This window comes from Enterococcus sp. FZMF (genome assembly GCF_030263915.1).
Taxonomy (GTDB): Bacteria; Bacillota; Bacilli; order Lactobacillales; family Enterococcaceae; genus Enterococcus_D; species Enterococcus_D casseliflavus.
The window spans coordinates 2,526,335-2,543,185 of record NZ_CP127160.1 but is presented as its reverse complement, the minus strand read 5'-3'; the positions used below and the strand labels follow the sequence as shown (position 1 = coordinate 2,543,185).

The window sequence follows — 16,851 nt, the reverse complement described above, 5'->3', positions numbered from 1 at the left end:
TTAAGAATCCGTTTATCACGCAAGATTGATGCGATAGTTCTATCGAAAAATATTTCATTTATGGTGAACTAGTGCTAAAATAGTTAGGAGAGTTTCCAGCTAGGATAATGCAGAAGTAAAAGGAGAATTATTAAGGTATGGCCAATTTTTTTAGAAAATTAATCGAAAACGACAAAAAAGAATTAAAACGTCTTGACCATATTGCGAATCAAGTTGAATCACATGCGGATGAAATGGCCGCTTTATCTGATGAACAATTACGCGGGAAAACCGATGAATTTCGTCGTCGTTTCCAAGAGGGAGAGACTTTGGATAAATTATTACCTGAAGCCTTTGCAGTAGTACGTGAAGCTGCAAAACGCGTTTTGGGCCTTTATCCTTACCACGTCCAATTAATGGGTGGGATCGTCTTGCATGATGGGAATATCCCAGAGATGCGTACGGGTGAAGGGAAAACCTTGACGGCGACATTACCTGTTTATTTGAATGCTTTGAGCGGTCAAGGTGTCCACGTCGTAACTGTCAATGAATACTTGGCAACTCGTGACTCGACTGAGATGGGGGAGCTGTACAACTTTTTAGGGTTGACGGTCGGCTTGAACATCAACTCAAAATCAGCAGAAGAAAAACGTGCGGCATATGCTTGTGACATCACTTATAGTACAAACAATGAATTAGGGTTTGACTATTTGCGGGACAACATGGTGGTTTACCGTCATCAAATGGTACAGCGTCCACTAAACTATGCCATCGTCGATGAGGTCGATTCGATCTTGATCGATGAAGCGAGAACACCGTTGATCATTTCAGGACAAGCAGAAAAATCAACTGCGCTTTACAATCGGGTCGACAATTTTGTCAAACGCTTGACGGAAGAAGACTACAAAATCGATATCCAATCAAAAACGATCGGTTTGACAGAACGTGGGATCGAAAAAGCGGAAGAGACCTTCGGCTTAGAAAACTTGTATGATATTGAAAACACGGCATTGACCCATCACTTGGATCAAGCACTACGAGCGAATTACATTATGATTCGCGATATCGATTATGTCGTGCAAGATGGGAAAGTAATGATCGTTGACCAATTTACAGGTCGGATCATGGATGGTCGCCGATATTCTGATGGGCTCCATCAAGCGATCGAAGCGAAAGAAAGTGTCGAAATCGAAGATGAAACCAAAACGATGGCGACGATCACATTCCAGAACTACTTCCGGATGTACAAAAAACTGTCTGGGATGACTGGTACAGCAAAAACGGAAGAAGAAGAGTTTCGAGAAATCTATAACATGCAAGTCATTCAGATTCCAACGAACAAACCAATCTTACGGGATGATCGTGCGGACTTGCTTTATCCAACGCTTACGAGCAAATTCCAAGCAGTCGTTCAAGACATCAAAGAGCGTCACCGCAAAGGACAACCCGTGCTTGTAGGGACGGTCGCTGTTGAGACTTCTGAATTATTGTCATCGATGCTTGATCGTGAGAAAGTTCCTCATGAAGTATTGAATGCCAAGAATCACTTTAAAGAAGCAGAAATCATTTTGAATGCGGGACAAAAAGGCGCTGTAACGATCGCGACCAATATGGCTGGTCGGGGAACGGATATCAAGTTAGGTCTTGGTGTTGCAGAACTAGGCGGCTTGGCAGTTATCGGTACTGAGCGTCATGAATCACGACGGATCGATAATCAGTTGCGGGGACGTGCGGGACGTCAAGGAGATCCAGGGATGTCGCAATTTTACTTATCGCTAGAAGATGATTTAATGAAGCGTTTTGGTTCTGAACGAATCAAAGTGTTCTTGGATCGGATGAAGATCGATGAAGGCGACGCCGTGATCCAAAGCAAGATGCTTTCAAAACAAGTAGAATCTGCCCAACGACGAGTGGAAGGCAATAACTACGATACTCGGAAAAACGTCTTGCAATACGATGACGTGATGCGAGAACAGCGGGAAGTTATTTACGGACAACGTCAAGAAGTGATCATGGAAGAAACGGATCTTTCACCACAATTAATGAATATGGTGAAACGTTCCATCAGCCGAGTCGTCGACAGTCATACGCAATTAGAAGAAAGCAATTGGAACTACGAAGGAATCGTTGATTTTGCGGCGAATGCACTTGTTCATGAAGATACTATCAGTATCGAGGACATCAAGGGCAAATCAGCTCAAGAGATCAAAGACTACCTAAACCAACGGGCAGAAGAAGTCTTTGAACAAAAGAAAGCACAACTTAATAGTCCAGAACAATTACTGGAATTTGAAAAAGTCGTCATCTTACGAGTTGTCGATACGAAGTGGACCGACCACATCGATGCTATGGATCAGCTGCGTCAATCGGTTGGGTTACGGGCTTATGGACAAAACAATCCATTAGTTGAGTACCAAACAGAAGGATTCAATATGTTTGAGAACATGGTTGGAGCGATCGAATATGAAGTAACTCGTCTCTTTATGAAGGCAGAGATTCGTCAAAACGTTCAACGGGAACAAGTTGCTCAAGGGGAAGCACAAGGGGTAGAAGAAGCACCTGCTGCCCAAGCACCAAGTTTCAAAAACGTTGGTCGTAACGATCCTTGTCCATGCGGCAGCGGGAAAAAATTCAAGAATTGCCACGGGAAAAATATGTAACACGTTTTGAAAAAGTTGAGAGTAGGCTGGCAGACGTTTTTGTCCAGTCTACTTTCGTTTGTAAGAAAAAAAGAAAGAAGGAATTTTAATGGAAATCGCAGATATTCGGAATCAATTGACCCAGATGAATGAAAAAATAATCAGTTTTAGGGGGTCTCTTTGACTTAGATCAGTTAGAAGAGGACATTGCGGAAGCGGAACACCAAATGGCAGATCCCACCTTTTGGGATGACTCAGAAAAAGCTCAACAAGTCATTAACGCAAACAATGCCAACAAAGAGACCTACGATCAGTTCAATCAGTTAGCAGAAGAATTGGAAGAGCTGGAAGTGATGTTGGAAATGATTCAAGAAGAAGCAGACCCAGAAATGGAAGCAGAACTTGAAGCACGGATCACGAAGCTAAACGAGAAAATGGCGTCTTATGAATTGTCGATGCTGTTAGATGAACCCTATGATCGAAATAACGCCATCATCGAGCTTCATCCTGGTGCAGGCGGTACCGAATCACAAGACTGGGGCAGCATGCTGTTACGGATGTATACTCGTTTTTGCGAACAACACGGGTATCAAGTAGAGACCCTCGACTATCAAGCTGGTGATGAAGCGGGGATCAAAAGTGTCACTTTACTTGTAAAAGGCCACAACGCCTATGGGTATTTGAAATCGGAAAAAGGCGTTCATCGTTTAGTTCGGATCTCACCTTTTGATTCAGCCAAGAGACGGCACACGTCATTTTGCTCGGTGGATGTGATGCCAGAATTAGATGGGGCGATCGATGTGGAAATCAACTCAGATGATTTGAAAATCGATACGTACCGCGCAAGTGGTGCGGGTGGACAGCACATCAACAAAACCGAATCTGCTGTGCGGATCACCCATATTCCGACAGGAACGGTCGTTGCTAGCCAAGCCCAGCGCTCACAATTGAAAAACCGTGAGCAAGCGATGGGGATGTTGAAAGCCAAGCTGTATCAATTAGAAGTGGAAAAGAAAGAGCAAGAGGCAGCAGCTTTGCGAGGCGAGCAGTTAGAAATTGGTTGGGGCTCGCAAATCCGTTCTTATGTCTTCCATCCCTATTCGATGGTCAAAGATCACCGAACGAATTTCGAAACTGGGAATGTACAGGCAGTCATGGATGGCGATTTGGATGGCTTTATCGACGCGTATTTGAAGCTGAAACTGAATCAAAAATAACCTTGTGTGACTTAAACAGATTGAAACATAATTGTAATCTGTTGCAAGCAAGGTGAAATATATTCATGCTATAATAAGCCAGAATGAAAATTTGAGATGGAGAGATAGCTGTATGATAGAAATGAAAGATATAATGAAAAAGTACTCTAATGGTACGACTGCTATCCGTAACCTTTCGATTTCAATTGATCAAGGAGAGTTTGTTTATGTCGTGGGCCCATCGGGTGCCGGTAAATCAACCTTTATCAAATTGATGTATCGGGAAGAAAAAGCAACTAAAGGCGTTTTGAATGTCGCAGGATATGATTTGGTCGGCATGAAAAACCGCGAGATCCCATTGATGCGTCGGGAAATCGGCGTGGTCTTTCAGGATTATAAACTTTTACCACGGAAAACGGTCTTTGAAAATGTTGCTTATGCAATGCAAGTTATCGGCCGCAAACCTCGTGATATCAAAAAACGGGTGATGGAAGTGTTAGACTTGGTCGGCCTGAAACATAAGGTGCGGGTATTTCCAAGTGAGCTTTCCGGTGGGGAACAACAGCGGGTGTCGATCGCTCGTGCCATCGTAAATACGCCGAAAGTATTGATTGCGGATGAACCAACGGGGAATCTAGATCCTGAAAACTCATGGGAAATCATGAAGCTGCTTGATCGGATCAATGCCCAAGGAACAACGGTCGTTATGGCGACCCATAATAGTACGATCGTAAATACGATTCGTCATCGCGTGATCGCGATTGAAAATGGCCGCATTATTCGCGACCAAGCGGAAGGAGAATATGGTTACGATGATTAGAACATTTTTCCGTCATCTCCTGGAGAGTATCAAAAGTTTAAAGCGTAACGGCTGGATGACTATTGCGTCATTGAGTGCGGTAACGATCACACTGACATTAGTCGGTATTTTTCTAGGTGTAATCTTAAATGCAACAAAACTAGCCGAAGACATTCGCGAGAATGTGGACGTTTCGGTTTTCGTTGATATTGGTACGGAACAAGAAGACATGGATGCTTTGGAACAGTCCTTAAATGATCTGCCGAACGTTTCAGAAGTGAAATTTTCTAGCCGAGACGAAGAATTGCAGAAGATCCAAGATGCAATGGGGGATTCATGGAACTTGTTCGAAGGCGACAGCAATCCGCTGTATAACGTGTTTGTCGTCAGTGCAACAGATCCAGAGTATACGACAGAGATCGCTGAGCAAGCTGGCGAATTGCCAAATGTTTTCAAAGCCGATTACGGCGGAGATTCTTCTGACCGAATCTTTGAATTGTCTGCTGCTGTGCGGACTTGGGGCTTAGCTGCTGCTGTCTTATTGATTTTTGTGGCAATGTTCCTGATCTCTAATACGATTCGGATCACGATTTTGTCTCGTCAAAGAGAAATTCAGATCATGCGTCTGGTGGGGGCGAAAAACGGCTACATTCGTTGGCCATTCTTCCTTGAAGGCGGCTGGATCGGACTCTTAGGTTCGATCGTTCCGATTGCATTAATGTACTTCGGCTACCACCAAGTTTATGCAATGGTCAATCCATCCTTACTGCGTTCAAATTACAGTTTAATTGCACCAAATATGTTTCTATTACAAGTTTGCGGTGTGATGGCACTGATTGGGATCGTGATCGGTTCACTTGGTTCTGTCTTATCAATGCGACGTTTCTTAAAATTCTAAACCGATGTTTTCTTAAAGTCGATCGTCAAGATCGGCTTTTTTTGTTTCATCACAGTGTTTCTTTACTTTAGGTACTATTTTTTGATATGCTTTAGTAGCGGGAAATCGGGGAAGAGGTGGAGAAATGGTTGTAATGGATAATTTGGTAACCATTTTATTTATAGTCAATATTTTGTTATCAATCATTATCATTTTCAGAGAAAGGCGGCAGACTGCTCAAACGTGGGCCTGGCTTTTGGTCTTGATGTTCATTCCAATCGTTGGCTTTGTGCTTTACTTTTTCTTTGGTAGAGGGATCTCTAAGGAAAAGATCTTTGATATGCGCTCACAGGCAAAGGTGGGGCTGAATGTTGAATTAGAAGAACAAAAACAAGCCCTCGCTCGTCAGCTGTTTCCGCATCCGCCGACCGCGCAGGTAGAAGTGCAGCAGCTGGTCTACCTGTTGACAGTCTTTGGGCAATCCCTGTATACGACAGCGAATAGTATGACGCTTTATACCGACGGACGGCAGAAATTTGATGCCTTGATCGCGGATATCGAACAGGCAAAAAATCACATTCATATGGAATATTACATTTATCGCAGTGATACATTGGGAAATGAAGTCAAAGAGGCACTGGTGCGCGCGGCGAAGCGAGGCGTAAAAGTAAGAGTCTTATTAGATGCTTGGGGCAGCACCCAAGTATCATTGAAGTTTTTTGATGAGTTGCGTCTACATGGCGGTCAAATTGCCTTCTTCTTTCCTTTATTCGTTCCTTATGTCAATCCGCGAATCAATTATCGAAATCATCGGAAAATCGTGGTGATCGATGGAGAAATTGGCTATACAGGCGGTTTTAATGTGGGAGATGAATATCTAGGGCAAGTGGAAAAATTCGGTTATTGGCGAGACAATCACTTGCGAATTGCCGGTTCAGCTGTCTATTCGCTGCAAAATCGGTTTTTGATGGATTGGAATTCACAACATGCGTTGGAGATCAAATATGATCCTTCCTTGTTTCCTGAAATTAAACAAGTCGGGACAGTTGCAGCCCAAGTCATCACGAGTGGTCCTGATACGGAACATGAAGAAATCAAAATGACCTATCTGAAAATGATCAACTTAGCCAAAAAGGAAATCTTGATCCAAACACCTTATTATATTCCGGATGAAGCCATTCACAATGCCTTGAAGTTGGCACTGCTTTCTGGGGTGAAAGTTCATATACAAATCCCTAACAAACCGGATCATCCCTTGGTATATTGGGCGACCTATTCCTTTGCGGCTGAGCTGCTGCATTTTGGGGCAGTCATCGAAACCTATGAGAAAGGGTTTATGCATGCAAAAACGATGATCATTGACAGTGGGCTCGTTTCGATTGGTTCAGCAAATATCGATGTCCGATCGTTTCGTTTAGACTTTGAGGTCAATACGATCATCTACGATGCACAACTCGCGACGCAAACGAAAGAAGCGTTTCTGGCGGATTCGATCGATTCTAAGCACTTAACGATCGAAGCGTATCAGCAAAGAAAGCTGACGATCAAAATCAAAGAAGGCTTGGCACGCCTTGTGTCACCCTTGCTGTAAAAAAAGTGCCCTTTTCCAAAAGATGGAAGCCATCATTTTGGAAAAGGGCACTTTTTTAATAGGATTAACCCATAATACTTGTGTATGCTGCTAAGAAAATCGAGCCAACAGTGAGAATAAGCATGGTCCAGATCACGACTTGCGTGATTTTTGCAAAGGTACTTTTTGGTTTTTTCTCGTTCATTCTAATCCACCTTTTAGAGTTATTCTAGTGACAGTTTACCCTCAAATACACAAGAACTCAAGTTGAACCAAGGAGAAATTAAGAAATTTTCAATTTCAGGACAAAAAAAATCATTAGAATGGCAAGATAGACTTGTTGAAGATACGCCCTTCTGTTTTAATAGGTAAAGAAATGCATTCTTCAAGACTTTCAAAAGTCGGCTGGTGAACAAAGAGGCTCCTTAAAAAATTTCATGACTGTCTTATTCCAGCTCAGATTTTTAAAAGAACTGAAACACGGATGTAAAGAAAATAAAGTATAGTGACACTAGTTGTTAGAAAGGATTTTGCTGTATGTCTGGATTTAATCCAATCGTTTTGTTTTGGTATATCTTCCCTGTGCTCGTCTATTTCGCCTGTCGGTTCATTGTTTCCGCGTTGTCCTTGAATGATCGTTACCACGTGAAGGCACCGGATTTAGCAGTACCGTTTTTGATGGTCGGGATTCATCAATTATCAAAGTATACTTTTGATCAAGCGATCACATTGTACTATTTGATCTCCATTTTTTTATTAGGGATTCTGCTGGCAGTTTTTCAGGCATATTACTATGAGGAGATCCAATATGGTCGCTATTTAAAGATGTATTGGCGTAGTATTTTTCTATTTACGATCATTTTTCATGTCGTTTTGATCATTCTAAATATTGTTAGTTACTTATAGTGTTTTGACTCTTGATAAACGCCCATTTTTTCACTTAAAGTTTTTTTAAAAACTTTAAGTAGTCGGTTTTCCTCTTTTTCCTCATTTGGTAAAGAAAAGTCAAACAACTTCCCTTTCAAATTTCATATAATTTGTGGTAGAAAGTGGGGGATTGTGGTAGACTGTGAATATCAGGTGGAGATCGGGGGTTATTTATCGATGTTTATGGGTGAATTTCAACATTCGATAGATGCAAAAGGCCGACTAATCGTCCCTTCAAAACTACGAGAAAAACTCGGAGAAAAATTTGTTGTGACACGTGGATTAGATGGCTGTTTATTTGGCTACCCCTTATCTGAATGGGAAAAACTTGAAGAAAAACTAAACGAAATGCCTTTAGCGAAAAAGGACGCTCGGACATTTGTCCGCTTCTTTTATTCTGCTGCAACAGAGTGCGAAATCGATAAACAAGGACGAATCAATATCCCTGTTACATTGAGAAATCATGCAGACCTTACCAAAAGCTGTGTGATCATCGGCGTTTCAAACCGAATCGAGATTTGGGATGAAACGCGTTGGCAAGCATTCTCTGAAGAAGCAGAAGAAAACTTTGATGAAATTGCTGAAACAATGATTGATTTTGGCTTATAGGCTTGATAGGAAGAGGAAAAAACACATGGCAGATTTTCAACACTACACCGTTATGCTACAGGAGACCGTTGATGGGTTAAAGATTCGTCCAGAAGGCGTCTATGTCGATTGTACATTAGGTGGAGCCGGTCATAGTGAATATTTATTGTCGCAACTGTCTGAAGAGGGACATCTCTTTGCTTTTGATCAAGACCAAACTGCTATCGATCATGCGAAAGAACGTTTAGCACCATATGTTGCTAAAGGAATGGTTACGTTCATTAAAAGTAATTTCCGCTATTTAAAGGAAGCATTGCATCAACACGGTGTGAGCCGAGTCGATGGGATTTTGTACGATTTAGGTGTTTCCTCACCCCAATTAGATGAAGCCGAACGCGGCTTTAGCTACCACCAAGATGCACCGCTGGATATGCGGATGGATCAAACTGCAGCATTGACTGCCTATGAAGTAGTCAATCAATTCGACTACCACCAATTAGTCAAAATCTTCTTCCGTTATGGAGAAGAAAAATTCTCGAAACAAATCGCTCGTGAAATCGAGCGGGTGCGACAAGATCATCCAATCGAAACAACGGGTGAATTGGTCGATATCATCAAAACAGCCATTCCGGCGCCAGCAAGAAGAAAAGGCGGACACCCTGCAAAACGGGTTTTCCAAGCCATTCGCATTGCAGTCAATGATGAGCTAGGTGTGATTGAAGAATCACTTGAACAAGCGATTCATCTTTTAGCAGTCAACGGACGTGTGAGTGTCATCACGTTTCACTCTTTAGAAGATCGCATCGTGAAATCGATGTTCAAGGAATACAGCACACCGAAGGATATGCCGCCAGGTTTGCCGATGATACCAGAAGAATTCCAACCAACACTTAAACTTATAACAAGAAAACCACTTCTTCCAACTGAGGAAGAAGTAGCTGAAAATAATCGTTCTCGCAGTGCGAAACTGCGAATCGCGGAAAAAATCAAGGAAAGCGAAGGGTAACAACTATGGCAGAACTAAAAGTTCATGACTATGAATTCAGAGAACCACTTGAATCACGACCTATGGAACACTCTGAACCGACAACTGAAAAACTGCCTACTGATCCCCAGCGTCCTGAGGTCATCCGCGTACCAGCATCTCCGGCTCGTCGGTTAAAAAGCATTTCTACTCTGGAAAAACTGATCGCTGCCTTTGTGATCATCTCTGTATTGACGTTGGCGATCTTGACCATAAATATTCGAACCAATATCAGTCAAGTCGAACACGATATTTCTTTGATCCAATCGGATATCAATGAAAAAACAACACAAGCAGAACAGTTGGAACAAGAGAAAAATGAACTTTCTAAAACCGAGCGCATCCAAAAGATTGCTGAGGATAATGGATTGTCGATCGATGACGGCAATTTAAGGAAAGTGGACTAAATGAAGTTAACAGATAAATTCAAGCAATACTTAAAAAAGAACAATCAAACTACAACGAACAATCGCAAAAAAGTAGGTATTATTCTCTTTGCTACGAGTATTGGATTGTTCTTTTTGTTTGTCACGCGTTTGAGCTACATCGTTATTGTCGGAGATGTCGCTGGGACTTCCTTAGCTGAAAAAACGAAAAATCTTTATGAAGGCAGTGAAGTCATCAAAGCGAAACGTGGAACGATCTATGACCGCAATGGGATTCCAATTGCTGAAGATGTGACCTCGTATTCAATTTACGCTGTTTTGAACCAAAATTACAAAGATGGCAAAAAGAATCTTTTTGCAGAAGAAGCAAACTTCAATAAATTGGGCAAAATCTTGTCGGATGTATTGTCCATCGACCAAGAAACAGCAGTCAATACATTAGAAGAAGGGCTTGAGCAACAATTATGGCGTGTTTCTTTTGGAAGCAAAGGGAACAATATTACATTAGAACAAAAGAATGCGATTGAAGATGCAATGGAAAAAGAAGGGATTGCTGGCTTTCATTTTGACAGTCATCCAGCTCGACTTTATCCGAATGGTGTCTTTTCTTCTCACTTTATCGGGTATGCTGTTGCCAATGATGACGATACTGGTCTAGTTGGGAAAACCGGGCTAGAAGCTGCGTACAATGACGTGCTTTCTGGGACCGATGGCGAGATCGTTTATCAAAAAGACAACAATCAAAATCCGTTGCCAGGAACCGTAGCCGAAACTGTTGCAGCGGTGGATGGGAAAGACGTCTATACGACCATCGATAGTCGGATCCAAAGCTACTTGGAAACGCTGATGGACAGTGTCTTTAAAGAAAACAAACCAGAAAACTTAACAGCGAACTTAATGGATGCAAAAACGGGTGAAATCGTGGCGATGGCGCAACGACCAACCTATAATCCAGAAAATTTGGATTCCATCAATGATTGGCAAAACCTATTAGTTGAAGACAACTACGAGCCAGGATCAACCATGAAGATCTTGACGACGGCAGCAGCGATCGATCAAGGGATCTTTAATGAAAACGAAACTTTTACCCCAAGCCCTGATGGAATGAAACTTTATGATGCAACCATCAACGACTGGGACTTCGGTCAAAAAGGAACACTGACGATGCGCCAAGCACTTTCATGGTCGAGTAATATTGGAATGGTGACCTTGGAACAGCGAATGGCAGATCGTTGGCAGCAATACTTAAAAGAATTTGGTTTTGGTCGCAGTACCTATTCAGGATTGCCTAACGAAAATACTGGGATCACACCAGAGGATAACCCTGTCAGCCAAGCGATGACGTCATTTGGTCAAGCGATTGGTGTGACGAATTTCCAAATGATGCAGGCCTTTACGTCGGTGGCAAATAACGGAACGATGTTGAAACCACAATTTATTAGTAAAATCGTTGATGGCAATACAGGAGAAGAAACGGTCACACAACCAGAAGAAGTTGGCCATCCCATCACAGCAGAAGCGGCAACAAAAGTACGGGAATATATGCGTGATGTTGTCGAAAGTGAAAATTACGGAAGTGCTTATGGTGTCTATGAACTACCGGGCTACAATATTTCCGCGAAAACGGGGACAGCCCAAGTAGCCGATCCAACGACCGGTAAGTATTTGTCTGGGGGTACCAATTATCTGTATTCTGTTGTTTTGATGTTTCCTTCAGAAGAACCTGAATATATTTTGTATTTGACGATCAAATTGCCAGAGAAGCACGAAAGCACCGTGTTGGGTGAAATTGCCAATCCATTGATGAAACGAGTCATGGATCTGAAAAATTCTGCATTAGAAGATAGTACAACCTCAGGTAGTGAAACGACTGTAGGGGATTATCGTAATCTTGATACAGAATCAGCGGCAACTGACGTTCAAAAAGCTGGGTTGACCCCTGTTGTCATCGGTGATGGCGAGAAGGTCATCGCACAGTCCGTTGACAGCGGCACTTCGATCATGCCTGGCGGACGAGTACTGCTGATTACGGATAGCGACAAGTATTACATGCCTGATACGACCTCCTGGTCCAAAGCAGATTTGATCAAATTTGGCAGTCTGTTGAATGTGGACGTCAGTTTTGAAGGGGACGGCTATTGTACCAAACAGAGCGTGGAGCCTTATACTGAGTTATCGGGACAATCGATCAAGTTTACACTAAGCGAAAACGAATAGAATAATAGGAGAGAACGATATGGAATGGACAGAGATGATATTACCTTTGGCAAGCGGCTTTGCGATCGTAACAGCCGCGATGCCTTTGTTTATCGGCTATTTTCAAATGAAGAAATACGGACAGGAAATACGTGGTGACGGCCCTAAATGGCATAATGTAAAGGCTGGTACACCAACGATGGGTGGGTTTGTATTTTTGATTTCTGCAATGATCACTGCAATTTGGGTAGGGGCATGGCAAAATCAACTGACTGCTTCATTGTTCATTCTTTTGTTCATTACCTTGGTTTATGGTGCATTAGGATTTCTTGACGATTTCATCAAGATTTTCCGCAAAAGAAATATGGGCTTAAACTCGCTGCAAAAATTGATTGGACAAATTTTAGGCGGACTCGTCTTTTACTTTGTTTTTCGAGCGGAAGGCAATGCAGACGTGTTAAATTTCTTTGGGATCGATGTGCCACTGTCGATCTTTTACGGAGTGTTCGTCATCTTTTGGCTGGTCGGTTTTTCAAATGCAGTCAACTTGACCGACGGTATCGATGGTCTGGTCGCAGGACTGGGCACGATTTCTTTTTCAACTTACGCACTGATTGCTTGGCGGCAAGATCAAATTGATGTATTGATCGTTTGTCTAGCAATCATTGGCGGATTGATCGGCTTCTTTCCGTACAATCGCAAACCGGCTAAAATTTTTATGGGGGATGTCGGCTCGCTGGCTTTAGGCGGTCTGCTGGCAGCAATTTCGATTCTTTTACACCAAGAATGGACCCTCTTGCTTGTCGGACTGGTCTATGTTTGTGAAACAGCAAGCGTGATGCTGCAAGTTGCCTCATTCAAATTAACGGGCAAACGAATCTTCAAGATGTCACCCATCCACCATCATTTTGAAATGAGCGGATGGTCTGAGTGGAAGATCGACACTGTTTTTTGGTGTATTGCGTTAGGTTGCTCGTTGCTCACAATAGCCCTTGTATGGTAGGAGATGAAGAAAATGAAAAAAATTAAAACATATCAAAATAAAAAAGTTCTTGTGCTAGGATTAGCGCGTAGTGGATTCAGTGCGGCCAAATTGTTACATGATTTGGGCGCACTTGTGACCGTTAATGACGGCAAGCCATTTGCTGAAAATCCCGAAGCACAAGATCTTTTGGCGTTAGGGGTCAAAGTGATCACTGGCAGCCACCCAAACGAATTATTGGATGAAGGCTTTTCGTTAGTTGTGAAAAATCCCGGAATCCCTTATTCACAGCCCCTTGTTCAAAAAGCTTTAGAGAAAAAAATTCCTGTAATCACGGAAGTGGAGCTAGCGTATCAAATCTCTGAGGCTCCGATTATCGGCATTACTGGTACGAACGGAAAAACCACCACAACGACCATGATCGCCAATGTCTTAAACGCCGGGATGCAAAAAGGGCAGGCACTGCTTTCTGGGAACATTGGGTTTCCTGCAAGTTCCGTTGCTCAAACAGCCAAAGCGGAAGACCGATTAGTCATGGAATTGTCTAGCTTCCAATTGATGGGGATCGATACTTTGCGACCAAAAATCGCCGTGATCACCAATATTTATGAAGCCCATATCGATTACCATGGCAGTCGTCCAGAGTATGTCCTAGCAAAGTGGCGATTGCAACAGCGAATGACTGCAGATGATTATTTGGTGATCAACTGGAACCAGCCAGAACTAGAAGCACTGTCGACAAAATCAAAAGCGCAAATCATTCCTTTTTCCACCAAGGAAAAAGTAGCAGGCGCGTACATGCTTGACGGTATCCTCTATTATAAAGAAGAAGTGATTATGGCAGCTGATGAACTTGGCGTGCCAGGAGATCATAATATTGAAAATGCATTAGCAGCGATTGCTGTCGGTAAACTTTGCGATATGCCAAACGAAGCCATTAAGCAAGCGTTACAAACCTTTACAGGCGTGCCCCATCGGACTCAGTATGTCACCACCATCAATCAGGTGAAATTTTTCAATGACTCCAAAGCAACAAACATTCTAGCCACAGAAATGGCATTAGGCGGCTTTGACAATGAGAAACTGATTTTATTGGCAGGTGGTCTGGATCGGGGGAACAGCTTTGATGACTTAGTTCCCGCACTAAAAGGGCTAAAAGCCATCGTGTTGTTTGGTGAAACAAAGGAAAAATTAGCCGCTGCTGCTCAAGCTGCAGGGGTAAAAACAATTGAAATGACAGACAATGTTGAAACAGCCGTCCCATTAGCCTTTTCTTTAAGTGCTGCTGGAGATACGATTTTATTGTCACCTGCGAATGCAAGTTGGGATCAATACCCTAATTTTGAAGTTCGCGGCGACAAATTTATGGCGGCAGTAGCAGAACTTAAATAGAAATGAGTGACGGATATGAAAATACTTGTGACTGGCGGCGGTACTGGCGGACATATTTATCCAGCGTTGTCTTTTGTCGATTATGTAAAAGAGATTGACCCGACAGCCGAATTTTTATACATTGGTGCAACAAGGGGCTTGGAAAATAAAATCGTCCCTCCAACAGGTATTCCTTTTAAAACATTAGAAATCCAAGGCTTTAAGCGTAAGTTGTCCTTCGATAATGTAAAAACGATCCAACTTTTCATGAAAAGTTATTACGCAGCCAAAAAAATCATCAAGGAGTTTCAACCGGATGTGGTGATCGGCACCGGCGGCTACGTTTCTGGCGCGGTGGTCTTTGCTGCAGCGAAGTTGAAAATTCCTACAATTATTCATGAACAAAATAGTGTTCCCGGGATCACGAATAAATTTCTAACCAAATATGTGGATAAAATCGCCATTGCCTTTCACGATGCGTCCCAGTACTTTCCAGCGAAGAAAACAGTGCTGGTGGGGAATCCTCGAGGTCAAGAAGTACGCAACAGTCAAAAGTCAGCGATCTTGTCTTCCTACGATTTAAATCCGGCGAAAAAGACGGTCTTGGTTTTTGGTGGGAGTCAAGGAGCACTGAAAATCAATCAAGCGATCATTGATGCGCTGCCGCTGTTTGCTCAAAAAGAGTATCAGCTTCTCTATGCGTCAGGTGAACGGTATTACAAAGAGATCGAAGAAAAAATCGGCATGTCAAAAGATGCCTTTCCTAATATCAGTATTCGCCCTTACATTGATCAGATGGCAGAAGTGATGGCAAATAGTGATTTATTGATTGGACGAGCAGGAGCCACATCGATCGCAGAATTCACTGCATTAGGGATTCCAGCGATTTTGATTCCTAGTCCTTATGTGACCAATGACCACCAGACGAAGAACGCCCAAAGTTTAGCCAATGCAGGAGCAGTCAAAATGATTGCCGATCATGAACTAAACAGTCAAAACCTCGTGGAAGCAGTAGACAGTATCATGCAAGATGAAGCCCTTCGTAGTAAGATGGCAAAAGCCTCAAAAGAACAAGGGATCAGCGATGCCTCAGAACGATTATTTCGACTTGTGCAAGAGGTAATCAAATAGTACAATGTGTGGGATAGAAAGGAGCGATTATCATTAGTAAAGACAAAACACCTCATGATGATCAAACCCCCTCGTCAACGGAAGAGTTGACCCCTTGGCAAAAAGAAAATCTAAAGTATTTGCAAGAAAAAGGCAATCAGCCAGCTTGGTCTTCTCCTGCTCCTGAAGAAACAGAAGATTCGTCCAAAGACCATGAAGACGAGCAAGAAGAAACATTTTTTGAAGCAGATGAAGCAATGGAAGAGTCTGTTGATGAGAAGGAAGCATTGCCAGAGCCAGAAAATAAGGCCCGCTCCTTTGCTGATCGGCTGCCTAACCTAAAGGCGTACCGCAACCAAGTGTTGATTCGCCGTTTAGCCTTGATTATTGGATTGTTGATGATTCCTTTATTGATTGTTTTGTATTTCGTTTCGCCCCTTAGTCGTTTGGCGAATGTGGTCGTCAAAGGCAATCATGAAGTATCCGCAGAAGCAATTCTCGAAAATTCGGACCTAACCGTCAATGAAGAGATGTGGCCGCAATTTTTCGAACGTAATCAAAGCGTGTCTGCCATCAAAAAAGAATTGCCACGTATAAAAAATGCCTCAATTTCTCTATCTGGTATCAATCGCTTCGATATCACTGTCACTGAATTTCAAGAAGTTGCTTTACTAGCCCAAGATGGTGGCTATGCGCCGGTTTTAGAAAATGGCGTTGTGTTAGATGAAATCAGTGAGCAGCCAGTGGAAGGATTGCCGGTTTTAGAAAATTTTTCGGCTGAAGATAAAATCAAAGCAACACTTAGTGCCTATCAAGAATTAAGTTCAGAAATTCGCGATGGCGTTTCTCAAATCAAATATACCCCCCGTGACAGCAATGATGAGCTGCTGACTCTCTTTATGAATGATGGCAATCAAGTGATCGTCAACATTTCGAATATGGTGAGTCAAATGCAGTATTATCCGCAAATTGCCAAAGATTTGACCGAGGACAGTATTGTGGATATGGAAGTTGGAATCTTTACTTATCCAATTTCAAATACACAAGAAGACGATGCAGACGAAAATCAAACAGCTGATAGTGATTCTTAGGAAAAATTCAAGAGTTTTTTTCATTAACTTGTTTCTAAAAAGCGCCATTATATGGTAGAATTGGTAACAGTGAACAAATTATTCGAATGAACTCTAAAAACGGACTGTGATGGTTC

General features: G+C 42.5%; 14 protein-coding genes and 2 pseudogenes. 15 read left to right on the top strand and 1 reads right to left on the bottom strand.

Going from position 1 to position 16,851, the window contains the following annotated elements; translation table 11 throughout:
* Positions 1–137: 137 nt before the first annotated feature.
* From secA to cls, 6 genes and pseudogenes are all read left to right on the top strand, one after another.
* A pseudogene (gene secA / locus QN079_RS12410) lies at positions 138–2,519 on the top strand (preprotein translocase subunit SecA); the annotation flags it as partial.
* 45 nt (positions 2,520–2,564) lie between these two features.
* A pseudogene (locus tag QN079_RS16700) lies at positions 2,565–2,639 on the top strand (SEC-C metal-binding domain-containing protein); the annotation flags it as partial.
* Between the two features lie 88 nt (positions 2,640–2,727).
* Positions 2,728–3,835, top strand: a protein-coding gene (gene prfB, locus QN079_RS12405) for a peptide chain release factor 2 (RefSeq protein WP_100214389.1) whose coding sequence is annotated in 2 segments (ribosomal slippage) — positions 2,728–2,799 and positions 2,801–3,835 — 1,107 coding nt in all. Because the reading frame shifts where the segments join, the coding sequence is not laid out codon by codon here.
* Positions 3,836–3,947: 112 nt separating this feature from the next.
* Positions 3,948–4,634 carry a cell division ATP-binding protein FtsE gene (ftsE, locus tag QN079_RS12400; protein WP_005228783.1) on the top strand — a complete coding sequence of 229 codons (687 nt, stop codon included), beginning with the start codon at positions 3,948–3,950 and terminating at the stop codon, positions 4,632–4,634.
* Positions 4,627–5,511, top strand: coding sequence for a permease-like cell division protein FtsX (ftsX, locus tag QN079_RS12395; protein ID WP_010749773.1), 885 nt, complete (start codon positions 4,627–4,629; stop codon positions 5,509–5,511). Before ftsE ends, ftsX begins: the two co-directional genes overlap by 8 nt.
* Positions 5,512–5,635: 124 nt before the next feature.
* On the top strand, positions 5,636–7,081 hold the full coding sequence (gene cls / locus QN079_RS12390; RefSeq protein WP_005228785.1) for a cardiolipin synthase: 1,446 nt from the start codon (positions 5,636–5,638) through the stop codon (positions 7,079–7,081).
* 64 nt (positions 7,082–7,145) lie between these two features.
* Here the strand turns inward: cls and QN079_RS12385 are convergent, their stop codons facing one another.
* On the bottom strand, positions 7,146–7,265 hold the full coding sequence (locus tag QN079_RS12385; protein ID WP_005237290.1) for a DUF4044 domain-containing protein: 120 nt from the start codon (positions 7,263–7,265) through the stop codon (positions 7,146–7,148).
* Positions 7,266–7,597: 332 nt separating this feature from the next.
* Between QN079_RS12385 and QN079_RS12380 the strand changes: the two genes are divergently transcribed.
* From QN079_RS12380 to QN079_RS12340, 9 genes are all read left to right on the top strand, one after another.
* Positions 7,598–7,966, top strand: coding sequence for a DUF3397 domain-containing protein (locus tag QN079_RS12380; RefSeq protein WP_005228786.1), 369 nt, complete (start codon positions 7,598–7,600; stop codon positions 7,964–7,966).
* A 198-nt stretch (positions 7,967–8,164) separates the two neighbouring features.
* Positions 8,165–8,596, top strand: coding sequence for a division/cell wall cluster transcriptional repressor MraZ (gene mraZ / locus QN079_RS12375; protein WP_005228792.1), 432 nt, complete (start codon positions 8,165–8,167; stop codon positions 8,594–8,596).
* A gap of 25 nt (positions 8,597–8,621) precedes the next feature.
* Positions 8,622–9,581 carry a 16S rRNA (cytosine(1402)-N(4))-methyltransferase RsmH gene (gene rsmH / locus QN079_RS12370; RefSeq protein WP_005228794.1) on the top strand — a complete coding sequence of 320 codons (960 nt, stop codon included), beginning with the start codon at positions 8,622–8,624 and terminating at the stop codon, positions 9,579–9,581.
* Positions 9,582–9,586: 5 nt separating this feature from the next.
* Complete coding sequence (ftsL, locus tag QN079_RS12365) at positions 9,587–10,006, top strand: cell division protein FtsL (RefSeq protein WP_289229846.1); 420 nt, start codon at positions 9,587–9,589, stop codon at positions 10,004–10,006.
* Positions 10,007–12,202, top strand: a complete 2,196-nt coding sequence (locus QN079_RS12360) for a penicillin-binding transpeptidase domain-containing protein (RefSeq protein WP_151195492.1) — start codon at positions 10,007–10,009, stop codon at positions 12,200–12,202.
* 19 nt (positions 12,203–12,221) lie between these two features.
* Entirely contained in the window at positions 12,222–13,184 is a 963-nt protein-coding gene (mraY, locus tag QN079_RS12355; protein WP_010749769.1) for a phospho-N-acetylmuramoyl-pentapeptide-transferase, read from the top strand.
* Positions 13,185–13,196: 12 nt separating this feature from the next.
* The gene (murD, locus tag QN079_RS12350; protein WP_289229845.1) at positions 13,197–14,555 is read left to right on the top strand and encodes a UDP-N-acetylmuramoyl-L-alanine--D-glutamate ligase; all 1,359 of its coding nucleotides are present in this window, start codon (positions 13,197–13,199) and stop codon (positions 14,553–14,555) included.
* Between the two features lie 15 nt (positions 14,556–14,570).
* Complete coding sequence (gene murG, locus QN079_RS12345; protein WP_010749767.1) at positions 14,571–15,665, top strand: undecaprenyldiphospho-muramoylpentapeptide beta-N-acetylglucosaminyltransferase; 1,095 nt, start codon at positions 14,571–14,573, stop codon at positions 15,663–15,665.
* Positions 15,666–15,751: 86 nt separating this feature from the next.
* On the top strand, positions 15,752–16,735 hold the full coding sequence (locus QN079_RS12340) for a cell division protein FtsQ/DivIB (protein WP_016608748.1): 984 nt from the start codon (positions 15,752–15,754) through the stop codon (positions 16,733–16,735).
* Positions 16,736–16,851 lie beyond the last annotated feature (116 nt).

What these genes read in the sequence shown, in the direction of transcription:
- mraZ (WP_005228792.1), top strand. Translation starts at nt 8,165, where the DNA reads ATGTTTATGGGTGAATTTCAACATTCGATAGATGCAAAAGGCCGACTA.
- rsmH (WP_005228794.1), top strand. Translation starts at nt 8,622, where the DNA reads ATGGCAGATTTTCAACACTACACCGTTATGCTACAGGAGACCGTTGAT.
- QN079_RS12380 (WP_005228786.1), top strand. Translation starts at nt 7,598, where the DNA reads ATGTCTGGATTTAATCCAATCGTTTTGTTTTGGTATATCTTCCCTGTG.
- QN079_RS12360 (WP_151195492.1), top strand. Translation starts at nt 10,007, where the DNA reads ATGAAGTTAACAGATAAATTCAAGCAATACTTAAAAAAGAACAATCAA.
- ftsX (WP_010749773.1), top strand. Translation starts at nt 4,627, where the DNA reads ATGATTAGAACATTTTTCCGTCATCTCCTGGAGAGTATCAAAAGTTTA.
- cls (WP_005228785.1), top strand. Translation starts at nt 5,636, where the DNA reads ATGGTTGTAATGGATAATTTGGTAACCATTTTATTTATAGTCAATATT.
- murD (WP_289229845.1), top strand. Translation starts at nt 13,197, where the DNA reads ATGAAAAAAATTAAAACATATCAAAATAAAAAAGTTCTTGTGCTAGGA.
- ftsL (WP_289229846.1), top strand. Translation starts at nt 9,587, where the DNA reads ATGGCAGAACTAAAAGTTCATGACTATGAATTCAGAGAACCACTTGAA.
- ftsE (WP_005228783.1), top strand. Translation starts at nt 3,948, where the DNA reads ATGATAGAAATGAAAGATATAATGAAAAAGTACTCTAATGGTACGACT.
- murG (WP_010749767.1), top strand. Translation starts at nt 14,571, where the DNA reads ATGAAAATACTTGTGACTGGCGGCGGTACTGGCGGACATATTTATCCA.
- mraY (WP_010749769.1), top strand. Translation starts at nt 12,222, where the DNA reads ATGGAATGGACAGAGATGATATTACCTTTGGCAAGCGGCTTTGCGATC.
- QN079_RS12385 (WP_005237290.1), bottom strand. Translation starts at nt 7,265, where the DNA reads ATGAACGAGAAAAAACCAAAAAGTACCTTTGCAAAAATCACGCAAGTC.